Annotated in this window: 17 protein-coding genes and 2 pseudogenes; 17 read left to right on the top strand and 2 right to left on the bottom strand. The window is 65.8% G+C overall.

Annotated elements, in window-relative coordinates; all coding sequences use genetic code 11:
* Positions 1 to 28: 28 nt before the first annotated feature.
* The 7 genes and pseudogenes from E3T31_RS02295 to E3T31_RS02330 all read left to right on the top strand — a co-directional run bounded on the left by E3T31_RS02295 (position 29) and on the right by E3T31_RS02330 (position 7,485).
* The gene (locus tag E3T31_RS02295) at positions 29 to 793 is read left to right on the top strand and encodes a 3-oxoacyl-ACP reductase (RefSeq protein ID WP_134467301.1); all 765 of its coding nucleotides are present in this window, start codon (positions 29 to 31) and stop codon (positions 791 to 793) included.
* Between the two features lie 13 nt (positions 794 to 806).
* Positions 807 to 2,129, top strand: a complete 1,323-nt coding sequence (locus tag E3T31_RS02300) for an LLM class flavin-dependent oxidoreductase (protein ID WP_134467302.1) — start codon at positions 807 to 809, stop codon at positions 2,127 to 2,129.
* 127 nt (positions 2,130 to 2,256) lie between these two features.
* Positions 2,257 to 2,598: pseudogene (locus tag E3T31_RS02305) on the top strand (MFS transporter); the annotation flags it as partial.
* A 513-nt stretch (positions 2,599 to 3,111) separates the two neighbouring features.
* Entirely contained in the window at positions 3,112 to 3,951 is an 840-nt protein-coding gene (locus E3T31_RS02315; protein ID WP_134467303.1) for a DUF222 domain-containing protein, read from the top strand.
* Between the two features lie 38 nt (positions 3,952 to 3,989).
* Positions 3,990 to 4,241 (top strand): HNH endonuclease, encoded by a 252-nt coding sequence (locus tag E3T31_RS17625; protein WP_166788363.1) that lies wholly within the window; start codon positions 3,990 to 3,992, stop codon positions 4,239 to 4,241.
* Between the two features lie 232 nt (positions 4,242 to 4,473).
* Entirely contained in the window at positions 4,474 to 5,949 is a 1,476-nt protein-coding gene (locus E3T31_RS02325; protein ID WP_134467305.1) for a sugar porter family MFS transporter, read from the top strand.
* A 291-nt stretch (positions 5,950 to 6,240) separates the two neighbouring features.
* Entirely contained in the window at positions 6,241 to 7,485 is a 1,245-nt protein-coding gene (locus tag E3T31_RS02330) for an exonuclease domain-containing protein (protein WP_134467306.1), read from the top strand.
* 50 nt (positions 7,486 to 7,535) lie between these two features.
* On the opposite strand, the gene E3T31_RS02335 is transcribed toward E3T31_RS02330, so the two are convergent.
* Positions 7,536 to 7,922, bottom strand: coding sequence for a TraR/DksA family transcriptional regulator (locus tag E3T31_RS02335; protein ID WP_134467307.1), 387 nt, complete (start codon positions 7,920 to 7,922; stop codon positions 7,536 to 7,538).
* Between the two features lie 18 nt (positions 7,923 to 7,940).
* The gene (locus tag E3T31_RS02340; RefSeq protein WP_134467308.1) at positions 7,941 to 8,738 is read right to left on the bottom strand and encodes an RNase H family protein; all 798 of its coding nucleotides are present in this window, start codon (positions 8,736 to 8,738) and stop codon (positions 7,941 to 7,943) included.
* Between the two features lie 234 nt (positions 8,739 to 8,972).
* Between E3T31_RS02340 and E3T31_RS02345 the strand changes: the two genes are divergently transcribed.
* The 10 genes and pseudogenes from E3T31_RS02345 (at position 8,973) to E3T31_RS18150 (ending at position 17,472) form a co-directional block, all read left to right on the top strand.
* Positions 8,973 to 10,379 carry an MFS transporter gene (locus E3T31_RS02345; protein ID WP_134467309.1) on the top strand — a complete coding sequence of 469 codons (1,407 nt, stop codon included), beginning with the start codon at positions 8,973 to 8,975 and terminating at the stop codon, positions 10,377 to 10,379.
* 6 nt (positions 10,380 to 10,385) lie between these two features.
* Positions 10,386 to 12,545: a molybdopterin oxidoreductase family protein gene (locus E3T31_RS02350; protein ID WP_134467310.1), complete on the top strand. Its 2,160-nt coding sequence runs from the start codon at positions 10,386 to 10,388 to the stop codon at positions 12,543 to 12,545.
* Positions 12,538 to 14,163: an FAD-dependent oxidoreductase gene (locus tag E3T31_RS02355; protein ID WP_134467311.1), complete on the top strand. Its 1,626-nt coding sequence runs from the start codon at positions 12,538 to 12,540 to the stop codon at positions 14,161 to 14,163. The genes E3T31_RS02350 and E3T31_RS02355 overlap by 8 nt, the downstream gene beginning before the upstream one ends.
* 117 nt (positions 14,164 to 14,280) lie before the next feature.
* Positions 14,281 to 14,523, top strand: coding sequence for a Sec-independent protein translocase subunit TatA (tatA, locus tag E3T31_RS02360; protein ID WP_134467312.1), 243 nt, complete (start codon positions 14,281 to 14,283; stop codon positions 14,521 to 14,523).
* Between the two features lie 41 nt (positions 14,524 to 14,564).
* Positions 14,565 to 15,320 carry a twin-arginine translocase subunit TatC gene (gene tatC, locus E3T31_RS02365; RefSeq protein ID WP_134467313.1) on the top strand — a complete coding sequence of 252 codons (756 nt, stop codon included), beginning with the start codon at positions 14,565 to 14,567 and terminating at the stop codon, positions 15,318 to 15,320.
* Positions 15,321 to 15,471: 151 nt separating this feature from the next.
* Positions 15,472 to 16,428 (top strand): ferritin-like domain-containing protein, encoded by a 957-nt coding sequence (locus tag E3T31_RS02370; protein WP_092451571.1) that lies wholly within the window; start codon positions 15,472 to 15,474, stop codon positions 16,426 to 16,428.
* Between the two features lie 133 nt (positions 16,429 to 16,561).
* Positions 16,562 to 16,801, top strand: coding sequence for a DUF4287 domain-containing protein (locus tag E3T31_RS18475; RefSeq protein WP_134467314.1), 240 nt, complete (start codon positions 16,562 to 16,564; stop codon positions 16,799 to 16,801).
* Positions 16,802 to 16,810: 9 nt separating this feature from the next.
* On the top strand, positions 16,811 to 17,077 hold the full coding sequence (locus E3T31_RS02380; protein WP_255454006.1) for a DUF5655 domain-containing protein: 267 nt from the start codon (positions 16,811 to 16,813) through the stop codon (positions 17,075 to 17,077).
* Positions 17,078 to 17,117: 40 nt separating this feature from the next.
* Positions 17,118 to 17,222 (top strand): annotated as a pseudogene (locus tag E3T31_RS18605) (nitroreductase/quinone reductase family protein); the annotation flags it as partial.
* A gap of 31 nt (positions 17,223 to 17,253) precedes the next feature.
* Entirely contained in the window at positions 17,254 to 17,472 is a 219-nt protein-coding gene (locus E3T31_RS18150; RefSeq protein WP_241977516.1) for a hypothetical protein, read from the top strand.
* Positions 17,473 to 17,531: the final 59 nt, after the last annotated feature.

Consider the following 17,531-nt stretch of genomic DNA (forward strand, 5'->3'; position numbering starts at 1 on the left):
TTTCGCCTTACCCAAGGTGAAGAAAATCATGCAAATAGCAGAACAGATTGTCCTGGTCACTGGCGGTGCACGCGGCTTGGGCACAAGCATCGTGCACGCTTTTGCGACTCAGGGCGCCCGGGTGGTCATTAACTATCGCCACAGCGCCGCAGCGGCGGAAACCCTGGCCGCCGTCTATGGGCCTGAACACGCTTTTGCCGTACAGGCCGACGTCACCGACCCGGCCCAGGTCGCGGCACTACTCACGCAGGCTCAAGCACATTTTGGCTCCGCCGTGACTACGGTGGTCAATAACGCGTTGGCCGATTTCAGTTTCAACGGCGATGCCCGCTCCGGCGCGGCCGATATCAGTTGGGACGAGTTCGAGGCACAGTTCTCCGGCAGCGTCCGTGGCGCCCTGAACACGACCCAGCAGGCGCTGGCAGGCATGCGCGAGGCCGGGTTCGGCCGCATCATCAACATCGGCACCAACCTGTTTCAGAACCCGGTGGTGCCCTACCACGACTACACCGCAGCCAAGGCCGCCCTGCTCTCCCTGACCCGCACCCTTGCCTCAGACCTCGGCCAGCACAACATTGCTGTGAACATGGTCTCCGGCGGGCTACTGCGCACCACGGATGCCAGCGCGGCCACCCCCGAGGACGTGTTCGACTTCATTGCCGCCTCCACCCCACTACGCAGGGTGACCACCCCGGCCGAATTTGCGGACGCGGTACTTTTTTTTGCTTCCCCCTGGTCGCGGTCGGTCACCGGTCAGAACCTGGTGGTCGACGGCGGCCTGGTGATGAACTAGGGCCGCGCCGGTCATGTCGGCCCCGCGCCAGCTCCACTTCAATGCGTTCCTCATGGGTTGTGGCCACCACGGCGCCGCCTGGCGACGGCCGCAGTCGCCCATCGAGCAGTTGGGAGACATCAGTTACTACGAACGGCTCGCCCAAAGCGCCGAACGTGGCCTCTTTGACGCCGTGTTCTTCGCCGACGGGCACGCCGTCAATGATGTGAGCACCGGCCCGCGGTGGTTTCTTGAACCGTTGACGGCGATGGCCTCGATGGCGCGGGCGACGAGCCGGATCGGGCTGGTCAGCACCGTCTCGGCGACCTTTTTTACGCCTTTTCACGCTGCGCGCATGCTTGCATCGTTGGATCACATTAGTAAGGGGCGCATTGGCTGGAACGTGGTCACTTCCATGTTTGACGCCGAAGCCCGCAATTATGGAATGGACGTGCTGCCCTCCCATGACCAGCGCTATAGGCGGGCGGCCGAGTTCATCGAGGTGGCACTGAAATTGTGGGATTCGTGGGAGGACGATGCTCTGGTCCTGAACCGCGGAGGTCTCTATGCTGACCCGGCCCGGGTGCGAGCGATCGGCCACTCCGGCGAACACTTCCGGGTGGACGGCCCACTGACGGTGCCACGCCCGCCGCAAGGTCGACCCGTGCTATTCCAGGCCGGTGCCTCCGGCCCCGGCCGGGACCTGGCGGCCCGTTATGCCGAAGGAATCTATGCCGTCGCCTATGACCTAGCCAGCGCGCAGGAGTATTACCAGGATGTGAAGCGGCGAATTGCCGCGGCCGGACGTGATCCGAAAGCGGTATCGATCATGCCCGGTCTCGTCACCTATGTGGGCTCCACACAGGCGCAGGCGCGAGCGAAGCAGGCGGAGGTCGACGCCCTCCTGCCGACCGAACAGTCGCTCGCGCAGCTGGGAACGTTTGTGCAACAGGATTGCAGCAACTGGGATTTGGATGCGCCGGTGCCGGCGCTGCCGCCGCTGGCCGGCTTCACCGGGCCGCAGGGTCGGTATGCGACGATCCTGCGAATTATTCAGGCTGAGCAGCCCACGGTCAGGCAGTTGCTGGGCCGGCTCGCCGCCGGCGGTGGGCATTGCACCATGGTTGGAACGCCGGAACAGATCGCCGATCAAATCGAGTTGTGGTTTCGTTCCGGTGCCGCGGACGGCTTCAATGTGATGCCGCCGCTGCTGCCGGAATCGTTGGACGAGTTCGTGGACCGCGTGATCCCTGTGCTGCAACAGCGCGGCCTGTTCCGCACCCGCTATACCGCCGATACCTTGCGTGGGCACCTGGGGCTGGAACGCCCCACGGTCGGCGCTGCGGCTGAGGGGTGAAAATAGTCGGCATAGGAAATGAAATTGATGCGTTACCCCCGCGCCAGCACTGCTGCCTCCGCTCAACGGCCGTCGTCGGCGCCGCCAGGCATGCGCCGCGCCATACGGGGCGGGAGCTTCGGCAACTATGTGGACCACATTCGACATCTTCCTGCCCGTCATCGCCCTGACGCCGGCAGCGGCGCACCTCTTCGGGTCGGAAAACCTGGTCGGCAACGCCGGGCTGATATTTGTCGCGACGCTGCTCGGACGGCCGATAGGAGCGGCGATCTTCGGTCCGATCTCCGACCGCATCGGCCGCACGGCGACGACCAAGATCGCACTCACCGGTGTGGCGCTAACGACACTGCTCATCGCACTAGTTCCCAGCCATGCCATGTTCGGTGCTGGATCGCTCCTGGTGATCCTGGCGCTGCGTTTTCTCGGCGGAATTTTTCTCGTCGGTGAATACACCTCCGCTGTCCCGCTGGCGATGGAACGGTCCGAGCCTGAACGGCGAGGGCTTGTCAGCGCCGCGAGGACTGCGGTGATGGAATATATCGAATCTTGGTACAATCGGCGGCGCCCTCATTCACACAACGGAGGGCTCTAACCCGCGGTCGCGTTGGCCGCTCACCGCGACGCCCGCCAAACGGCAGCGGCGTAGAAGAAAAATCAATCAGATTGTCTCAATAACTTGACGGGCGCACATCGGCGATGCGGAATTGGCGCGGTGCTGGTGCGCGGGGCGGTGGAGCAGACGCGGACGCTGGGGCTATTTGTGATTGGGAATCGTTTATTGTTTCGACATCAAAAAGTTGGCACCAACCGACTTCGGCGGAGCGTTACGAGCGATTATCACTCTCCTGAAGATAGAAGCAAGGTGCACGACCTTCAGTTGCGTAAATGCCGTCTCGAACAGTTGCGTAAATGCCGTCTCGAATATTTCTGAGTTTCTCTCGTTTTTGTGTTCGATTTGGGGTAGAATCATGGGAAGGAGGCAATGGCGCCCATGTTCATGGAAAACCCGAGTGAGTCCAGTTTGAACCCCACTATTGTGGCGGTGGAGCAGGCGCGGGATGCGTTGTTGGCGGCGTTGGGTGGGGTGTCGTTCGGGCTGCTCGGTGATGAAGAATCTTTGAGCATGTTGCTCGCGCTGGAGAGTGTGGGCCGGGTTGTTGATGGGGCCCGGGTGCTGTCGACGACGGATGTGCTGCGTCGTTCCGAGTACTTTGATGCGTCCGTGGCGAAGAAGGCCGCCGCGAAAACGGCCCAGCAGACTGAGATTGAAGCGGCGGGCGCGGTGTCTCTGACGCGTCGGCTGGGCTGCCGTAGCGGCCTCGTGTTGGTCTCGACCCTGGCCCGGTTGTCGCGCAGTGAGGTGCGGCAGCGTGCGTCGCTGGGTAAGACTGCGCGTGAGCGGATGCTGCTCGGTCGGCCCCTGACACCGACCTATCCCGTTGTCGGCGAAGCTTTGCAGGGCGGGGCGCTTGGAGTGGAGCAGGCCCGGGTGATCGTGAAGGTTCTCGACGGCCTACGTTCCTCGGTTCTGGTTGATGACCTCGACCGGGTCGAACGCTCTCTCGTGGCGAGTGGGTCCGGTGCGATCACGCCCGAAACCGAGGGGCTTCCGGGTGCGGNTGCGATCACGCCCGAAACCGAGGGGCTTCCGGGCGCGGCGCCGGCTGGATCGACGGCATCAACGGACCCCTCACCGTCGAACAAGTCGACGACCTCGTCTGCGCCGGCGGGTATCAGCCCGTCCTGTTCGGCCACCAGGGTCAGGTTTTGCACCTCGGCACCAGCAACCGGTTTTTCACCAACAGTCAACGCCGAGCATTAGCCGCCCGTGATGGTGGCTGTGTCATCCCCGGCTGCACCGTGCCGCCGCACCTGACGCAGGCTCACCACGTTATTCCCTGGAGTGAGGGCGGTCTGACAAATATCGATAACGCCGTTCTCATCTGTAATGCCGGGCATGCCAGCATCGAAACGTCCGGATGGGACATCGACATGCGAGACGGACGCCCCTGGGTGCGCGGCCCCCTCATCTTCGACCCCACCCAAACCTGGCGCCCCGCCGGTCAAAACCGTGCCGCCACCCCAGCGGAGAAACCCCACTGGGAGAAGTGAGCGCCACCGCGATGCGCGACGCCGCTACCGGGTCGGATGGGTCTGTGACAGTCTCGCTCGCGTCCTGCGCAGCGCGGTCTCGACCAGCTCGACCAGAGGAACGCGGACATCGGCGAAGGCTGAGGGCAGGACGTCAGAAACGAGTGGCACCCGAAGTAGGCTAGTCAGGTTGCACAATCGATGCACCAGACGCGCGCGCACAGTGCGGGTCACCTGACCCAGGGGGCGGAACTTGACCGACAGCACGACATCCACGACCGACCGTGGCATCCCGAGCACGAACCGAAAGGTCATCGCGCTGGCCATCGCCGGTGCCCTCGGCGGGTTTCTGTTCGGCTTCGACTCCTCGGTCATCAACGGGGCCGTCAACGCGGTGCAGCAGGAATTCGGGCTGAACGCCACCCTGACCGGGTTCGCCGTGGCCTGCGCGCTGCTCGGCGCCGCGGCCGGAGCGTTCTTCGGCGGGCGCTTCGCCGACCGTTACGGCCGCATACCCATGATGGTGCTCGGCGGCGTGGTGTTCCTGGTCAGCTCGATCGGCTCCGGCTTCGCCTTCGGCGTCGTCGACCTGATCATCTGGCGGGTGGTCGGCGGACTCGGAATCGGTCTCGCATCCGTTGTCGCACCGGCCTATATTGCCGAGATCTCACCGCGGCAGATGCGCGGGCGCCTGGGCTCGCTGCAGCAGCTCGCGATCACCCTCGGAATCTTCACCGCCCTGCTCTCCGATGCCCTGTTCGCCGAGAGCGCCGGCGGCGCCGGCAGCGAGTTCTGGTTCGGCCTCGAAGCCTGGCGCTGGATGTTCCTGGCCGGCGCGGTTCCGGCCATCGTCTACGGCGGAATCGCGTTCATCCTGCCGGAATCCCCGCGTTTTCTCATTCTGAAAGATAAAGAAGCGGATGCCCGCGCCGTCTTCACCCGGCTCTGGCCGAGCGGCGACGTCGATCGCGAGATTCGCGACATGCGCCGGTCGATCGAGGTCGACGCGCGATCCCAGAAATCGGGCTCGCTGCGGGGGAGTACCTTCGGGCTGAAGCCGATCGTCTGGGTCGGTATCATACTGTCGGTGTTCCAGCAGTTCGTCGGCATCAACGTGATTTTCTACTATTCGACCACCCTGTGGGAGGCCGTCGGGTTCGAAGAATCCAACTCGCTGACCATCTCGGTGATCACCTCGGTGACCAACATCCTGGTTACCCTGGTCGCGATCGCCCTGGTCGACCGGATCGGACGGCGACCGATTCTGCTCACCGGTTCCATCGGCATGACGGTGTCGCTCGCCACCATGGCTATCGCGTTCAGCCAGTCGGTGACGGTGGGCGGCGAGCTGAGCCTGCCGGGGGCGTGGGCGCCGATCGCGCTCGTTGCGGCCAACCTGTTCGTGATCTCGTTCGGCGCGTCCTGGGGTCCCGTGGTCTGGGTGTTGCTCGGGGAGATGTTCCCGAACTCGATTCGGGCCAAGGCTCTCGGGCTCGCCGCGGCGGCCCAGTGGATCGCGAACTTCCTGATCACAGTCAGCTTCCCCCCGATGGCGGATGCCTCACTGCCGATTACCTACGGCCTCTACGCCCTGTTCGCCGGGTTGTCGTTCTGGTTCGTGCTGCGCAAGGTTCCCGAGACGAACGGTATGTCCCTCGAAGAGGCCGATACCCTGCTGCCGCCGAAGAACTCGGCGAAGAAGGCGACCGCCGCCGCCCCGGCACGCTAGCCCGGGCGCCGTTGCCCAGCCCGTTGTCGTGGCTGCAAATTTGTGATTGCGCGCCCGAAAGCTGCTTGCACGCCTGGCCTGCCGGAACCGTGAGCAGCGTCCGCTCGCGCCTGCAGCGTTCAGCCTCGGCCGTACTGGGTTAGACCCAACGCGTGAGCAGTTTTTGGCGACACGACGAGACCCACTGCGCATAAATCAGTGGTTCAGGCGACGCGTCAAGCCCCCGAAGGGGAAGTCGCACAGCCGGCGGTTTGTCGATAACTTCACAACACAAGATTGTGGAGTGTGACCATGCCCGAACGTGGATACGCCGTTATAAGTTTGAAAAGCACTGGACTGTTCCCTTACCAACGGGACCGGGTCGTCGAGGTCGCCGTGGTGCACCTCGACGAGGGTGGTCACATTACTGCGCGGTGGGAGACTGTCGTCAACCCGGAAAGCAACGTGGGGGGCGCGACGAACCATGGCGTCAGCACGGCCGAGCTGCTGCGCGCACCGACGTTTGCCCAGATCGCTTCGCGCCTGGTCGATCTGCTCAGCGGACGAGTGCTGGTCACCCACAATGCCCAGTTCGTCACCGGCTTTCTGATGAGCGAGTTCGACCAGATCGGCTACGCCCCCGGTCGCGGACTCGAAGCTGTCTGCACCATGCAACTGGCCCGCAGCTACCTGCCGGGTGCCGGACGACTGCTGGTGGATTGCTGCGCGGCCTACGACATTGAGATCGAGCCCGGCCCTGGAGCACTCGTGCAGGCCGTCGCCGGTGCGAGCCTGCTGGCGGCCTATCTGCACGGTTCGCCGAGCGCTGCCCCGTGGACCGACGCCCTCGACCGGGCCGAGCTGAATGTCTGGCCGGCCCTCCCGCGCGCAACCACGGGCACTGCGCCGGCCTGGGTGCACCGCGACCCGACACCCACGGATGTCCTGGCGACGCCGAGTTTTCTCGCCCGGGTGACCGTGAAGCTGCCCGACTACACCGGCCCGGAGGAGCACCTCGACTATCTCGCCCTGCTCGATCTGTGTCTGCTCGATCGCGTGTTTCTGCCTCGTGACACGCGTGAGTTGCGCATACAGGCGGAAGTCAGCGGGATCAGCCCGACCGACTGCACAGCCCTGCACCGCAGCTACTTCGAAGACCTCGTGCGCGTCGCGTGGTCGAGCGGCGCGCTGAGCATTGCCGATTCGGTCGAGCTGATCGCCGTCGCCCGCATGCTCGATGTTGCCCCTGAGGTCGTCGCGACCGCGCTGGCTACGCCCGCCTTGGCGCCGCGTCAACCGGTCACCTCCATCGACGAAGTACTGCTGGAACGCGGCGATATCGTCGTGTTGACCGGGGACATGGCCCGCGCCCGCGCCGACTGGGGCAAAGAATTGGTTGCCCGCGGACTGGCTCTGGGCACGGCGGTCACGATGCGCACCCGGCTGTTGGTCGCCGCCAACCCGGAGTCGTTCACCGGAAAGACCGGCAAGGCCCGCGACTACGGCATCCCCATCGTCTCCGAGTTCGGGCTGCGCTCGCTGATCGGCGTGCGCTGACGCGGCATCTGCTGCTGCACAACTCCCGCGTAGCGTGAAAGTGGGTGCAGCTAGCGTCGGCGCGGAGCGGCCGTCTCGGCGCAGGCGATGCAGAGGTCGGCGGCGGGCTTGATCTGCAGCCGGCCCTCTGGGATGATCTCGCCGCCGCGCACGCACCGGCCGTAGCTGCCATCGACGATGCGCTGCAGGGCCCGGTCGATGGCCGCGAGCTCTTCGACGGCCTCGCCCTGAAATCCCGACATGCGTGACCATTCGGTGCGCAGCGCGGAAGCCTCAACGTCGTGGGTGCCATCGGCCGAGCCGTCACTACGGGAGCTTTGCACGCCGGCGAAGGTGTCGGCGAGACGCTGGGACTTCTCGGTCAGTTCGAGGCGGCGTTCGCCGAGTGCGGTCTCGAAAACGTGCAATTGCGTGGGATTAAAGGGTGAAACGGTCATGTTCCATGGTCTCACGCCCTAGATCAGACCGCGTAGGTACTCCTCGACGGTCACGTTGCGGGCAGCGGCCCGCTGCACCAGGCGTTGGTGCTCCTCGGCGCTGAGCGACAGGGTCACCCGGTGCAACTCGCCCGCGCTGCGCACCGCGCTCGTGCCGTGTGGGTCGGTCAGGTCGCGAAAATCCTCGCCGATGTCGTGACCGAGATCGTCGAAAGAGAACAGCTCATCGTGTGCGTAGGCCGAAGCCTGCTCCGTCACCCGGTCCGCGGTCAACGTCGGCGAGCGCTGACCGACGGATGCCGCAGCCGTCGCAGCGCGCCCTCCGCTAACACCAGGCTCGGCCGCCGCTCCGCCCGCGCGAAAACCCGGCCCGGCCGGTGCCGGACGGCCGCGCTGAAACGCCTCGGCCGCGCCGCGCGCACGCACGTCGGCGGCCTCGTTGAGCGGATGCCCGACGTGCCCCTTGACCCACTCGAACCGGTAGCGACGCCCGGCGATGGCCTCGTCGATCTCCTTGAGCAAATCCAGATTCATGACCGGTTTGCCGTCGCCCTTGCGCCAGCCCTTCGCCTTCCAGCCCTTCATCCACTTGGTGACGGAGTTGATCACGTACTGGCTGTCGCAGAGCACGAGCAGATCGTCGTCGATGTGTGCGGTCGCCCGAAACAGTTCGAGCACGGCCTTGAGCTCACCCTGGTTGTTGGTCGCGTGCTTCCAGCCGCCAGCCGCCCAGGAGGAATCGTCGACGTACCAGGCCCAACCGGCTGGTCCGGGGTTTCCGAGGGCAGAACCGTCGGCGGCAGCGGTGATCGTCATTAGGTGGCCTTTCAAACAGCGGAGCGCAGGTTGACTAAGTCTGCCACCCTCGGCATCCGTTGCCCGTATTGTGTCCGTCATGTAACAGCGCCCCATCACGTCCCCCGAGCTGGTGTGATCATCTCGTGATCGAAAGGTAACCGGTGCCACGGTTGCCGGAAACACGCGCTGGCTAACGTCGAAGTCATGGCCAGCCGCTCGGGCTGCCTGACGTTTCATCCCGAGGGGACTTCGATGACATCCAGCACCGTTGAATCAGCACCGAACGTGATCGATACCGACACCGCGGTGCTCGTGCGCCGTCCGGGCCGGTGGATCGACAATTGGAACCCGGAGAACAAGAAGCAGTGGGAACAGGGCGGCAAGCTCATCGCCGCCCGCAACCTCAAATGGTCGATCTTTGCCGAGTTCCTCGGCTTTGTGGTCTGGCAGCTGTGGAGCATCGTCGTCGTGTCGTTGCCGGCCGCCGGTTTCACCTTCTCCACCACCGAGGTGTTCTGGCTCATCTCGATGCCGAGCCTCGTCGGCGCGACCCTGCGCTTTCCGTACACGTTCATGGTGCCCAAGTTCGGCGGTCGCAACTGGACCATCATCTCGGCCGGCCTGCTGCTGATACCCTCGACCGCCCTCGGATTCTGCGTCGGCAACCCGGACACACCGTTCGGCGTCATGCTGTTCGTCGCCGCGCTCGCCGGCTTCGGTGGCGGCAATTTCGCCAGCTCGATGTCGAACATCACCTACTTCTACCCGCAGAGCCAGAAGGGCTACGCGCTCGGCCTCAATGCCGCAGGTGGCAACCTCGGCGCCTCGATGGCCCAGCTCATCGTGCCGATCGTGATCACCCTCGGCGCCGTCGGCACCCTGAACATCAGCTTCGCCGGCTGGTTCTGGATTCCGCTCATCCTCGTCGCCATGTGGGGCGCCTGGAAGTACATGGACAATCTCACCAACGCCAAGGCCGACTTCGCCGGTTCGATCGCCGCGGTCAAGGAACCGCACTTCTGGATTCTCGCCGTGCTCTACATCGGCACCTTCGGCTCCTTCATCGGCTTCGCGAGCGTCTTTCCCAAGCTCATCGCCGACCAGTTTCCGGCCTCCTCCACCTTCCAGGTCGCATCCGCCTCCCTGTCGCTCGCTTTCATCGGCGCTCTCGTCGGTTCGCTGGCCCGCCCGGCCGGCGGACGCCTGGCCGACCGCTTTGGCGGGGCATCCGTCACCGTCGCCGCCTTCGGCGTGATGGCCGTCGGAGCTCTCGTGGTCGTCGCGGTGCTGCCGCTCGGTAACTTTTGGGCCTTCCTCGGCAGTTTCCTGCTCATCTTCGTCGCCACCGGAATCGGCAACGGCTCGACCTACCGCATGATTCCGAGCGTGTTCTCGGCCCGCAGTGGTGTGAAAGACGCCCACCAGAACTCGGGCGACGTCAACACCCAGCGTAAAACGGCCGCGGCCCTCGGCCTCATCTCCGCGGTCGGCGCCTACGGCGGGTTCATCATTCCGCAGGTGCTCGGCTATTCCAGGACCACCACCGGGGACTATTCCAGCGCGATCTACGCCTTCGCCATCGCCTATGTTGTGATGATGTGCGTTACCGCGTTCGTCTACCTCCGCCGCGGTTCCTCCGTCGCCGGCCAGAAGATCTAGGACCCTATGCCCGCGACCGCCACCCACTGCCCGTACTGCGCTTTGCAGTGCGCGATGACACTGAGCTCCGCTGCTGCGACTGGGAGAGAAGCGGATGCTGACGGCTCCGCTTCGCTGGCCGCCGCGGTAACGGTCGCGGGCCGGGACTTTCCGACCAACCGTGGCGGCCTGTGTAAGAAGGGCTGGACCTCGGCCGAACTGCTCGTCTCGCCGGACCGGATTCTCGAACCCCTGCTGCGCCAGGCCGACGGAACCTTCGAGCCGGCCGCCTGGAGCGACGCGCTCGACCTCGTCGCCGCGAAGCTGCGCGAGACCCGTGCGGAGTTCGGGGCCGACGCGGTCGGCGTGTTCGGCGGCGGCGGCCTGACCAACGAGAAGGCCTACCAGCTCGGCAAGTTCACTCGGGTGGCCCTTCGCTCCAGCCGCATCGACTACAACGGCAGGTTCTGCATGTCGAGCGCCGCCGCGGCCGGCAACCGTGCCTTCGGCCTCGACCGCGGGCTGCCGTTTCGGGTGGACGAGCTCGATGCGGCCGACACCATCCTCATTCTCGGCTCCAACGTGGCACAGACCATGCCTCCGTTCATTGGCCACCTCGACGGAGCCCGCGCCGTGGGCGGCCTCGTGGTCGTCGACCCACGGCGTACCGCGACCGCCCGGCTCACCGCGGACGGCGCCGGCATGCACGTGCAGCCGACCCCGGGCAGCGACCTCGTGCTGCTGCTCGGGCTGACCCACATCGTCATCGCCGAGAAACTCGCCGACCAGGACTACCTCGCAGCCCGCACCACCGGGTTCGACGCCCTGCGCCGCAGCGTGAGCCAGTGGTGGCCGACCCGCGTGCAGGAACAGACCGGCGTTCCGGTCTGGCAGCTGCGCGACCTCGCCCGCCGCCTCGCCGCCGGGGCTGCCCGCGGAGCAGCGACCGGCGCCGGCACCTATATCCTCACCGGGCGCGGCGTTGAGCAGCACGCCGACGGCACCGACACAGCCACCGCGGCCATCAACCTCAGCCTCGTGCTCGGCCTCGTCGGCACGAGCCATTCCGGCTACGGCACCCTCACCGGCCAGGGCAACGGGCAGGGCGGTCGCGAGCACGGGCAGAAGTGCGACCAGCTACCGGGCTACCGCAAGATCACCGACCCTGCCGCCCGGGCCCACGTCGCCGGGGTCTGGGGCGTCGACCCCGACAGCTTGCCCGGTGTGGGCCTGCCCGCGGTCGAGCTGCTGAGCGCACTCGGCGAGCCGGGCGGCATCCGCTGTCTGCTCGTGCACGGCTCCAACGTCGTCGTCTCCGCGCCGAACGCTGACCGAGTGCGGGCCGCCCTCAAAACGCTCGACTTTCTGGTCGTGGCCGACTTTTTCTTCTCCGAAACCGCGGTGCTGGCGGACGTGGTGCTGCCGGTGACCCAGTGGGCCGAGGAAGAGGGGACCATGACGTCGCTCGAGGGCCGCGTCATTCGTCGTCGCCAGGCCGTCGAGGCTCCGGGGGGAGTGCGCAGCGAACTGTGGATCTGGCAGGAACTCGCCAGACGGCTGAATTCCCCGGGAACCTTCAGTGCCGAGGCGGCTGCGGTGTTCGACGAACTCTGCCAGGCCTCCGCGGGCGGGCTGGCCGACTACTCCGGCCTGAGCTATGCCCTGCTCGACTCCGAGGAACCGGCCTTCTGGCCCTACCCGGTCGGGTCCACCGGAACGCCGCGGCTCTTTCTGGATCGCTTCGCCCACCCCGACGGCCGCGCGCACCTCGTCGCCGTCACGGCGCGGCGCCTCGGCGCTCCGGCCCAGGTCGGCGGCACCCTGACTCTGATCACCGGTCGCCTGCTCGAGCACTATCAGAGCGGAACCCAGACCCGGCGGGTGAAAGAACTGGCCGATGCCCAGCCGGAGGCCCGCCTGCAGCTGCACCCGGCCACCGCCGGGCAGCTTGGGATCGAGGACGAGGGCTGGGTCGAAGTCAGCAACGACCGCGGAACGGTGCGCTGCCGCGCCCAGGTGAGCACCGACATCCGCTTCGACACGGTGTTTCTACCGTTTCACTTTGCCGGCGACCAGCGCGCCAACCTGCTGACCGATGACGAGACCGACCCCATCAGCGGCATGCCCGAATTCAAGAAGACGACCGTTCGAGTGAAAGCACTCGTGGAAGCAGGCGCCCATGTCTGAGCAACCCGAGCGCATCGTGCTGGTCGGCTACGGCCCGGTCGGTGCCCGTTTCGTTGAAGAGCTGCTGCCGCTCGTGCGCCAGGGCGCGGCCACCCTGACCGTGGTCGGGGCCGAGAGCGCCGACGCCTACAACCGGGTGCTGATCGCCGAATATGCCGTCGGCAACGCCGACCGGGAGAGCCTGGATATCACCGACACGCCCGCCGCCCGGGAGGCCGGCGTGCACCTGCGCCGCGGTGTGAGTGTCACGGCCATTTTGCGCAGCCGCCGGGCGGTGTCCCTCAGCGATGGCACCCTGCTGCCCTACGATCGGCTCGTGCTCGCGACCGGCGCCCGCGCCAACATCCCCACGCTCGACGGCGTCACCCGGGTGCGCCGAGACCGCCAGATACCTCCAGCGGATGCCGCCACCCTCGACACAAGCGGCGCTCCGCTCCCGCGCGGGGTCACCGTGTTGCGCGACCTGGACGACGCTGAGCGGGTACTCGCAGCAGTGACGGCCGGCAAACGCATCGTCGTGCTCGGCGCCGGCGTGCTCGGCATGGAGATCGCGCTCGCCGCTGCCGCCGCCGGGGGAGAGGCCTGCGTCGTCTACCACGGAGAGATTCCGATGGCGCGCAACCTCGACCGGGGCGGCGGCAGCGTGCTCGCCCAGAGCGCCCGGCGGGCCGGCGTCACCATGGTCAACCACTCCCGCGCCGAAAGCCTGCTGTTTCACCAGGACGACGACGGCGTCGACCGCTTCGACGCCCTGATCTGCGCCGATGGCAAACAGATTCATGGCGACCTGCTGCTGCTCTCCTGCGGGGTCGGCGCCCGCACTGAACTGGCCCAGCTGGCCGGATTGCCGGTCTCGACCGGGATCCTGGTCGATGAGAATCTGCAGAGCTGGACCGACGCGCGCATCTACGCGATCGGCGACTGTGCCCACGTGGCAGCCGCGCCCCGCGCCGGCGATTCGACGGCGCTGCCGGCCGGCGGGCCGAGCGGCCTGATCGGTCCGGGCTGGCGCCAGGCCGACTGGCTCGCCGCACGATTCACCGCCGAGGTGCTGGACCGGCCCGACACGGCGGCGCTCGCGGCATCCGCTTCGGCCGTCGTCATGCTCAAAGCCGAGGGAATCGACGTCGTCTCGGTCGGCAACACCTCCGCCGACCCCTGGGACCTTTCAGTCGACGACCACGCTGCGGGGTGTGCATCCGCTCCGCTGCACGTGTCGCAGTGGGCCGACCCTGAGCACGGCCGCTATGTGAAAATGGTCACCCGCGACGGCATTCTCGACGGCTTCGTCTGCGTCGGGATGCCGCGCACGGCCGCCGAGCTGATCCTGCTGTTCGAGCGCGGCAGTGAGCTGCCGGCGGACCGCTCTGTACTGCTGCGCTACGACGGACCGGACTACGAGCCCGAGGCTGGCAGCGCGTTCGCGCGGGACGCGACCGTGTGCTGGTGCAACGGCGTCACCGTCGGCGCCATTGCCGACTCTGCCGAAGCCGGCAACACCACCATCGCCTGCATCGGTGCGGCCACTCGCGCCGGCACCGGATGTGGCGGCTGCAAAGCGCGGATCGGGGATGTTCTCGAGCGCTTCGCCGCGGCGACGGCCGAGTCAGCCAGCTGACGATAACCGGCTTGCAGAAACCTTACGGCCGCAGGAAATACTGAGCTTTTCCCGGATTTTTCGGTGCTGCGGCGGTTACACTGCTGCACGACCGACTTGATTCGAAGGAGAATTCATATGCTGGGCAACCTGACCGGATGGCATTTTCTGATCATTCTCGTTGTGATCCTGTTGTTGTTCGGCGCTCCGAAGCTGCCGGGGCTCGCCCGCAGTCTCGGCCAGTCGATGAAGATCTTCAAGAGCGAGATCACGTCGGACCGTACCGACGAAAGCCGGCCAGACGACCACACCGACGGCAGCACGAGCGCCCAGGGCAGCCCCAGTACAGACTCGCGCGGTGTATCACACCCGAAAGCCTGATGGTGGTTCAGGGGGTGCGCAGCACTCCCGAGAAGAGAAAAATGTCGCTCGGGCAGCATCTGCTGGAATTGCGCAAGCGCCTTTTTCTCGCCGCTGCCGGAATCCTGGTTGGTGCGATTGCGGGCTGGCTGCTGTCCGGATTCGTCTGGGACGGGCTGCGCGAGCCGATCTATGCGATCGTGCGCGCGCAGAACCGCAACGCTCAGATCAACTACCCCGACATCACGAGTGCCTTCGACCTGAAACTGCGCATCTCGTTCTACGTCGGATTGATCGTCTCGAGCCCGATGTGGCTCTACCAGATCTTCGCCTTTCTGGTACCCGGGCTGACCCGCCGCGAGAAGCAATACACCTTCGGATTCTTCTTCTCGGCCGTTCCGCTATTTCTGATCGGCTGCGCGGCTGGCTGGTACGTGCTGCCGCACGTGGTCGAGCTCATGACGAGTTTCGCGCCGCAGCAGGACGCAGCGCTCATCAACGCCCAGAACTATTTCGATTTCGTGCTCAAACTCATGATCGCCATCGGCATCGCGTTCGTGCTGCCGGTGTTCATCGTGCTGCTGAACTTCGCCGGGGTGATCAGCGCCCGTTCGGTCATCAAATCCTGGCGGGTGGCCATCCTCGTGATCATTCTGTTCACCGCCATCGCGACGCCGGCCGCCGACGTCGTATCGATGTTCCTGCTCGCGGTGCCCATGGTCGCGCTCTACTTTGCCGCCTACGGCATCGCCGTGCTGCACGACCGCCGGGCCGCCCGGCGCCTGGCTTCCGTCGGAGCGGACGGGCTGCTGCTCTGATCGTGGATCAGCATCCGCTTAAAGCGCACGTAGTTCTTATCGTTTGCTTACGTCCGTGTCCAGCCGTTGGGGCGATCTGTTTTGCGCGGGTAGGTTGACGAGGTCTGTTCAGACACGCTCGGCACATTCATACAACGTCAGGAGAACAAGGATGTTCGATCAGGGTTTCATTACGAATGCAATCAACCGCAGTGCAGAGAATTCCACGGACCGCCGCAACTTTCTGCGGGCTGCCGGTGTGGCCGGCTTCGGCGTGGGAGCGGCGGTACTCGCCACCGGCGGTCCGGCGCTCGCGGCGGAAGCTGCCGTGGCACCAGCAGCCGCACCCAGTGACGCCTCCATTTTGAACTTCGCACTCAACCTTGAATACCTCGAGGCTGAGTTCTACCTGCGCGCCACGACCGGCAGCGGGCTGCCCGACGGCCTGACCACAGGAACCGGAACCCGCGGCGGGGTGACCGGCGGTCGCATGGTGCACTTCAAGACGGCCATTATCAAGAAGTACGCCGACGAGATCGCCGCCGACGAGAAGGCGCACGTGGCCTTCCTGCGGTCAGCGCTCGGCAGCGTCGCCGTGTCCCGCCCCAAGATCAACCTCGATGCGAGCTTCACGGCTGCCGCCCAGGCGGCCGGGCTGGTCAAGCCGGGGCAAAAGTTCGACGTCTACGCCAACGAGGCGAACTTTCTGTTCGGTGCCTTCATTTTCGAAGACGTCGGAGTGACCGCCTACAAGGGCGCAGCGCCTCTGATCTCGAACAAGACGTTCCTGGAGGCGGCGGCTGGCCTGCTCGCGGTCGAGGCGTACCACGCCGGTGTCATTCGCAGCACGCTCTACGCGCTCGGTATTGCCCTGCCGTCGGTCTACACGACCGCCCAGGCGATCTCCGATGTGCGCGACGCCGTCGATGGTTCGTCCGACCTCGACCAGGGCATTGGCAACGCGTCGAAGGCGAACCTCGTGCCGACCGATGCCAACGGTCTGGCTTTCAGCCGCAGCGCCGCCCAGGTGCTTAACATCACGTATCTCAACGCGGCCCCGGTGCGTTCGGGCGGGTTCTTCCCTGCCGGCGTCAACGGCGTGATCAACACGAGCGGGGCCAACGGCTAGCTCATCCTCGCAGCCCCGCGAACCCCTGATCGAAGCCGACCAGGGGTTCGCGGGGTTCTGCGCGCCGGGCCTGCCGGCATCCGCTCGATCGGTATTTTACATGGTGCCATGGATGCTGCTACCCAGTCGATGATTGACAATCTCCCCCCAAAACAGCGGCCGAAGCCTCACCGACTGGTTCACAGTGCTGGAGGCCGCCGGTCTCGACAAACACACGGATCTGATGAAGCATCTGAAGACCGAGCACGGGCTCAGCCACGGCTTCGCGAACGGTATCGTGCTGCAGTTTTGGGCGCGCGGTGTCTCGCAGACCGACGAGGCGCTCGTCGACGCTCAGTACATCGGCCCGAAGTCTGTGCTGCGGCCGATCTAAGTCGAGCTGATCGCTGCAGTCGCCGGTTTTGGTTCCAATGTGGAGATTGCGCCGAAGAAGTCCAGCGTCTCGCTGCGCCGCCACAAGCAATTCGCCCTGATCGAAGCGGCCAGCGCCAAACGACTGCAGCTTGGCATCAATTTGGCGGGTGCCCCCGCGACCGAACGCCTGCTGCTGGCAGGCGGCATGAGCACCCATAAGGTGTCGGTGGCCAGTCTCGCCGAGGTCGACGCCGAACTCCTGGGCTGGCTGCGGGCCGCCTACGTGGGCAACTGACGTGGGCCTGACGGCCGGGCTGCGGCGCACGCTGATGCGGATGCCGGTGCTGCTGTACCGACGCAGCCGGGGGCGCATCGGCGGGAGCATCCGTGGGGTGTCGGTGCTCTTGCTCACGGTCGTAGGCCGCAAGACGGGCCTGCCGCACACCTCTGCAAACAGAGTCGGGTTGGGACGTGCAGCAAACTGCCGACGGCATCATGCACTGGACCAGCCCCGCCGGCAAACACTATGCAACGCATCCCACCACACGGCTCGGCCCCAACTCCGCTGCAGCAGCGAGCGAACGCGGCCCAGCAGAAAACACCACCAAGCGACCCGTCGACATCTGGGCCGACCTCACCGTCCCCAACCACGACCGGGCCAGCACACCCTCCACACCCACACCGTTCTAACCACACGGTTCCAACTCGTACGGTCTTTTCCCGTACGGTTTTGCCCCGTACGGTCGGCC

The organism is Cryobacterium sp. TMS1-13-1 (genome assembly GCF_004403125.1).
In the GTDB taxonomy this organism is placed as follows: Bacteria; Actinomycetota; Actinomycetes; order Actinomycetales; family Microbacteriaceae; genus Cryobacterium; species Cryobacterium levicorallinum.

Bases quoted from the DNA above. Each gene is read 5' to 3' on its own strand.
- E3T31_RS02340 (WP_134467308.1), bottom strand. From the start codon at position 8,738: ATGACGATCACCGCTGCCGCCGACGGTTCTGCCCTCGGAAACCCCGGA.
- tatA (WP_134467312.1), top strand. From the start codon at position 14,281: ATGCTGGGCAACCTGACCGGATGGCATTTTCTGATCATTCTCGTTGTG.
- tatC (WP_134467313.1), top strand. From the start codon at position 14,565: ATGTCGCTCGGGCAGCATCTGCTGGAATTGCGCAAGCGCCTTTTTCTC.
- E3T31_RS02350 (WP_134467310.1), top strand. From the start codon at position 10,386: ATGCCCGCGACCGCCACCCACTGCCCGTACTGCGCTTTGCAGTGCGCG.
- E3T31_RS02330 (WP_134467306.1), top strand. From the start codon at position 6,241: ATGCCCGAACGTGGATACGCCGTTATAAGTTTGAAAAGCACTGGACTG.
- E3T31_RS02355 (WP_134467311.1), top strand. From the start codon at position 12,538: ATGTCTGAGCAACCCGAGCGCATCGTGCTGGTCGGCTACGGCCCGGTC.
- E3T31_RS02295 (WP_134467301.1), top strand. From the start codon at position 29: ATGCAAATAGCAGAACAGATTGTCCTGGTCACTGGCGGTGCACGCGGC.
- E3T31_RS02300 (WP_134467302.1), top strand. From the start codon at position 807: ATGTCGGCCCCGCGCCAGCTCCACTTCAATGCGTTCCTCATGGGTTGT.
- E3T31_RS02345 (WP_134467309.1), top strand. From the start codon at position 8,973: ATGACATCCAGCACCGTTGAATCAGCACCGAACGTGATCGATACCGAC.
- E3T31_RS02335 (WP_134467307.1), bottom strand. From the start codon at position 7,922: ATGACCGTTTCACCCTTTAATCCCACGCAATTGCACGTTTTCGAGACC.
- E3T31_RS02370 (WP_092451571.1), top strand. From the start codon at position 15,472: ATGTTCGATCAGGGTTTCATTACGAATGCAATCAACCGCAGTGCAGAG.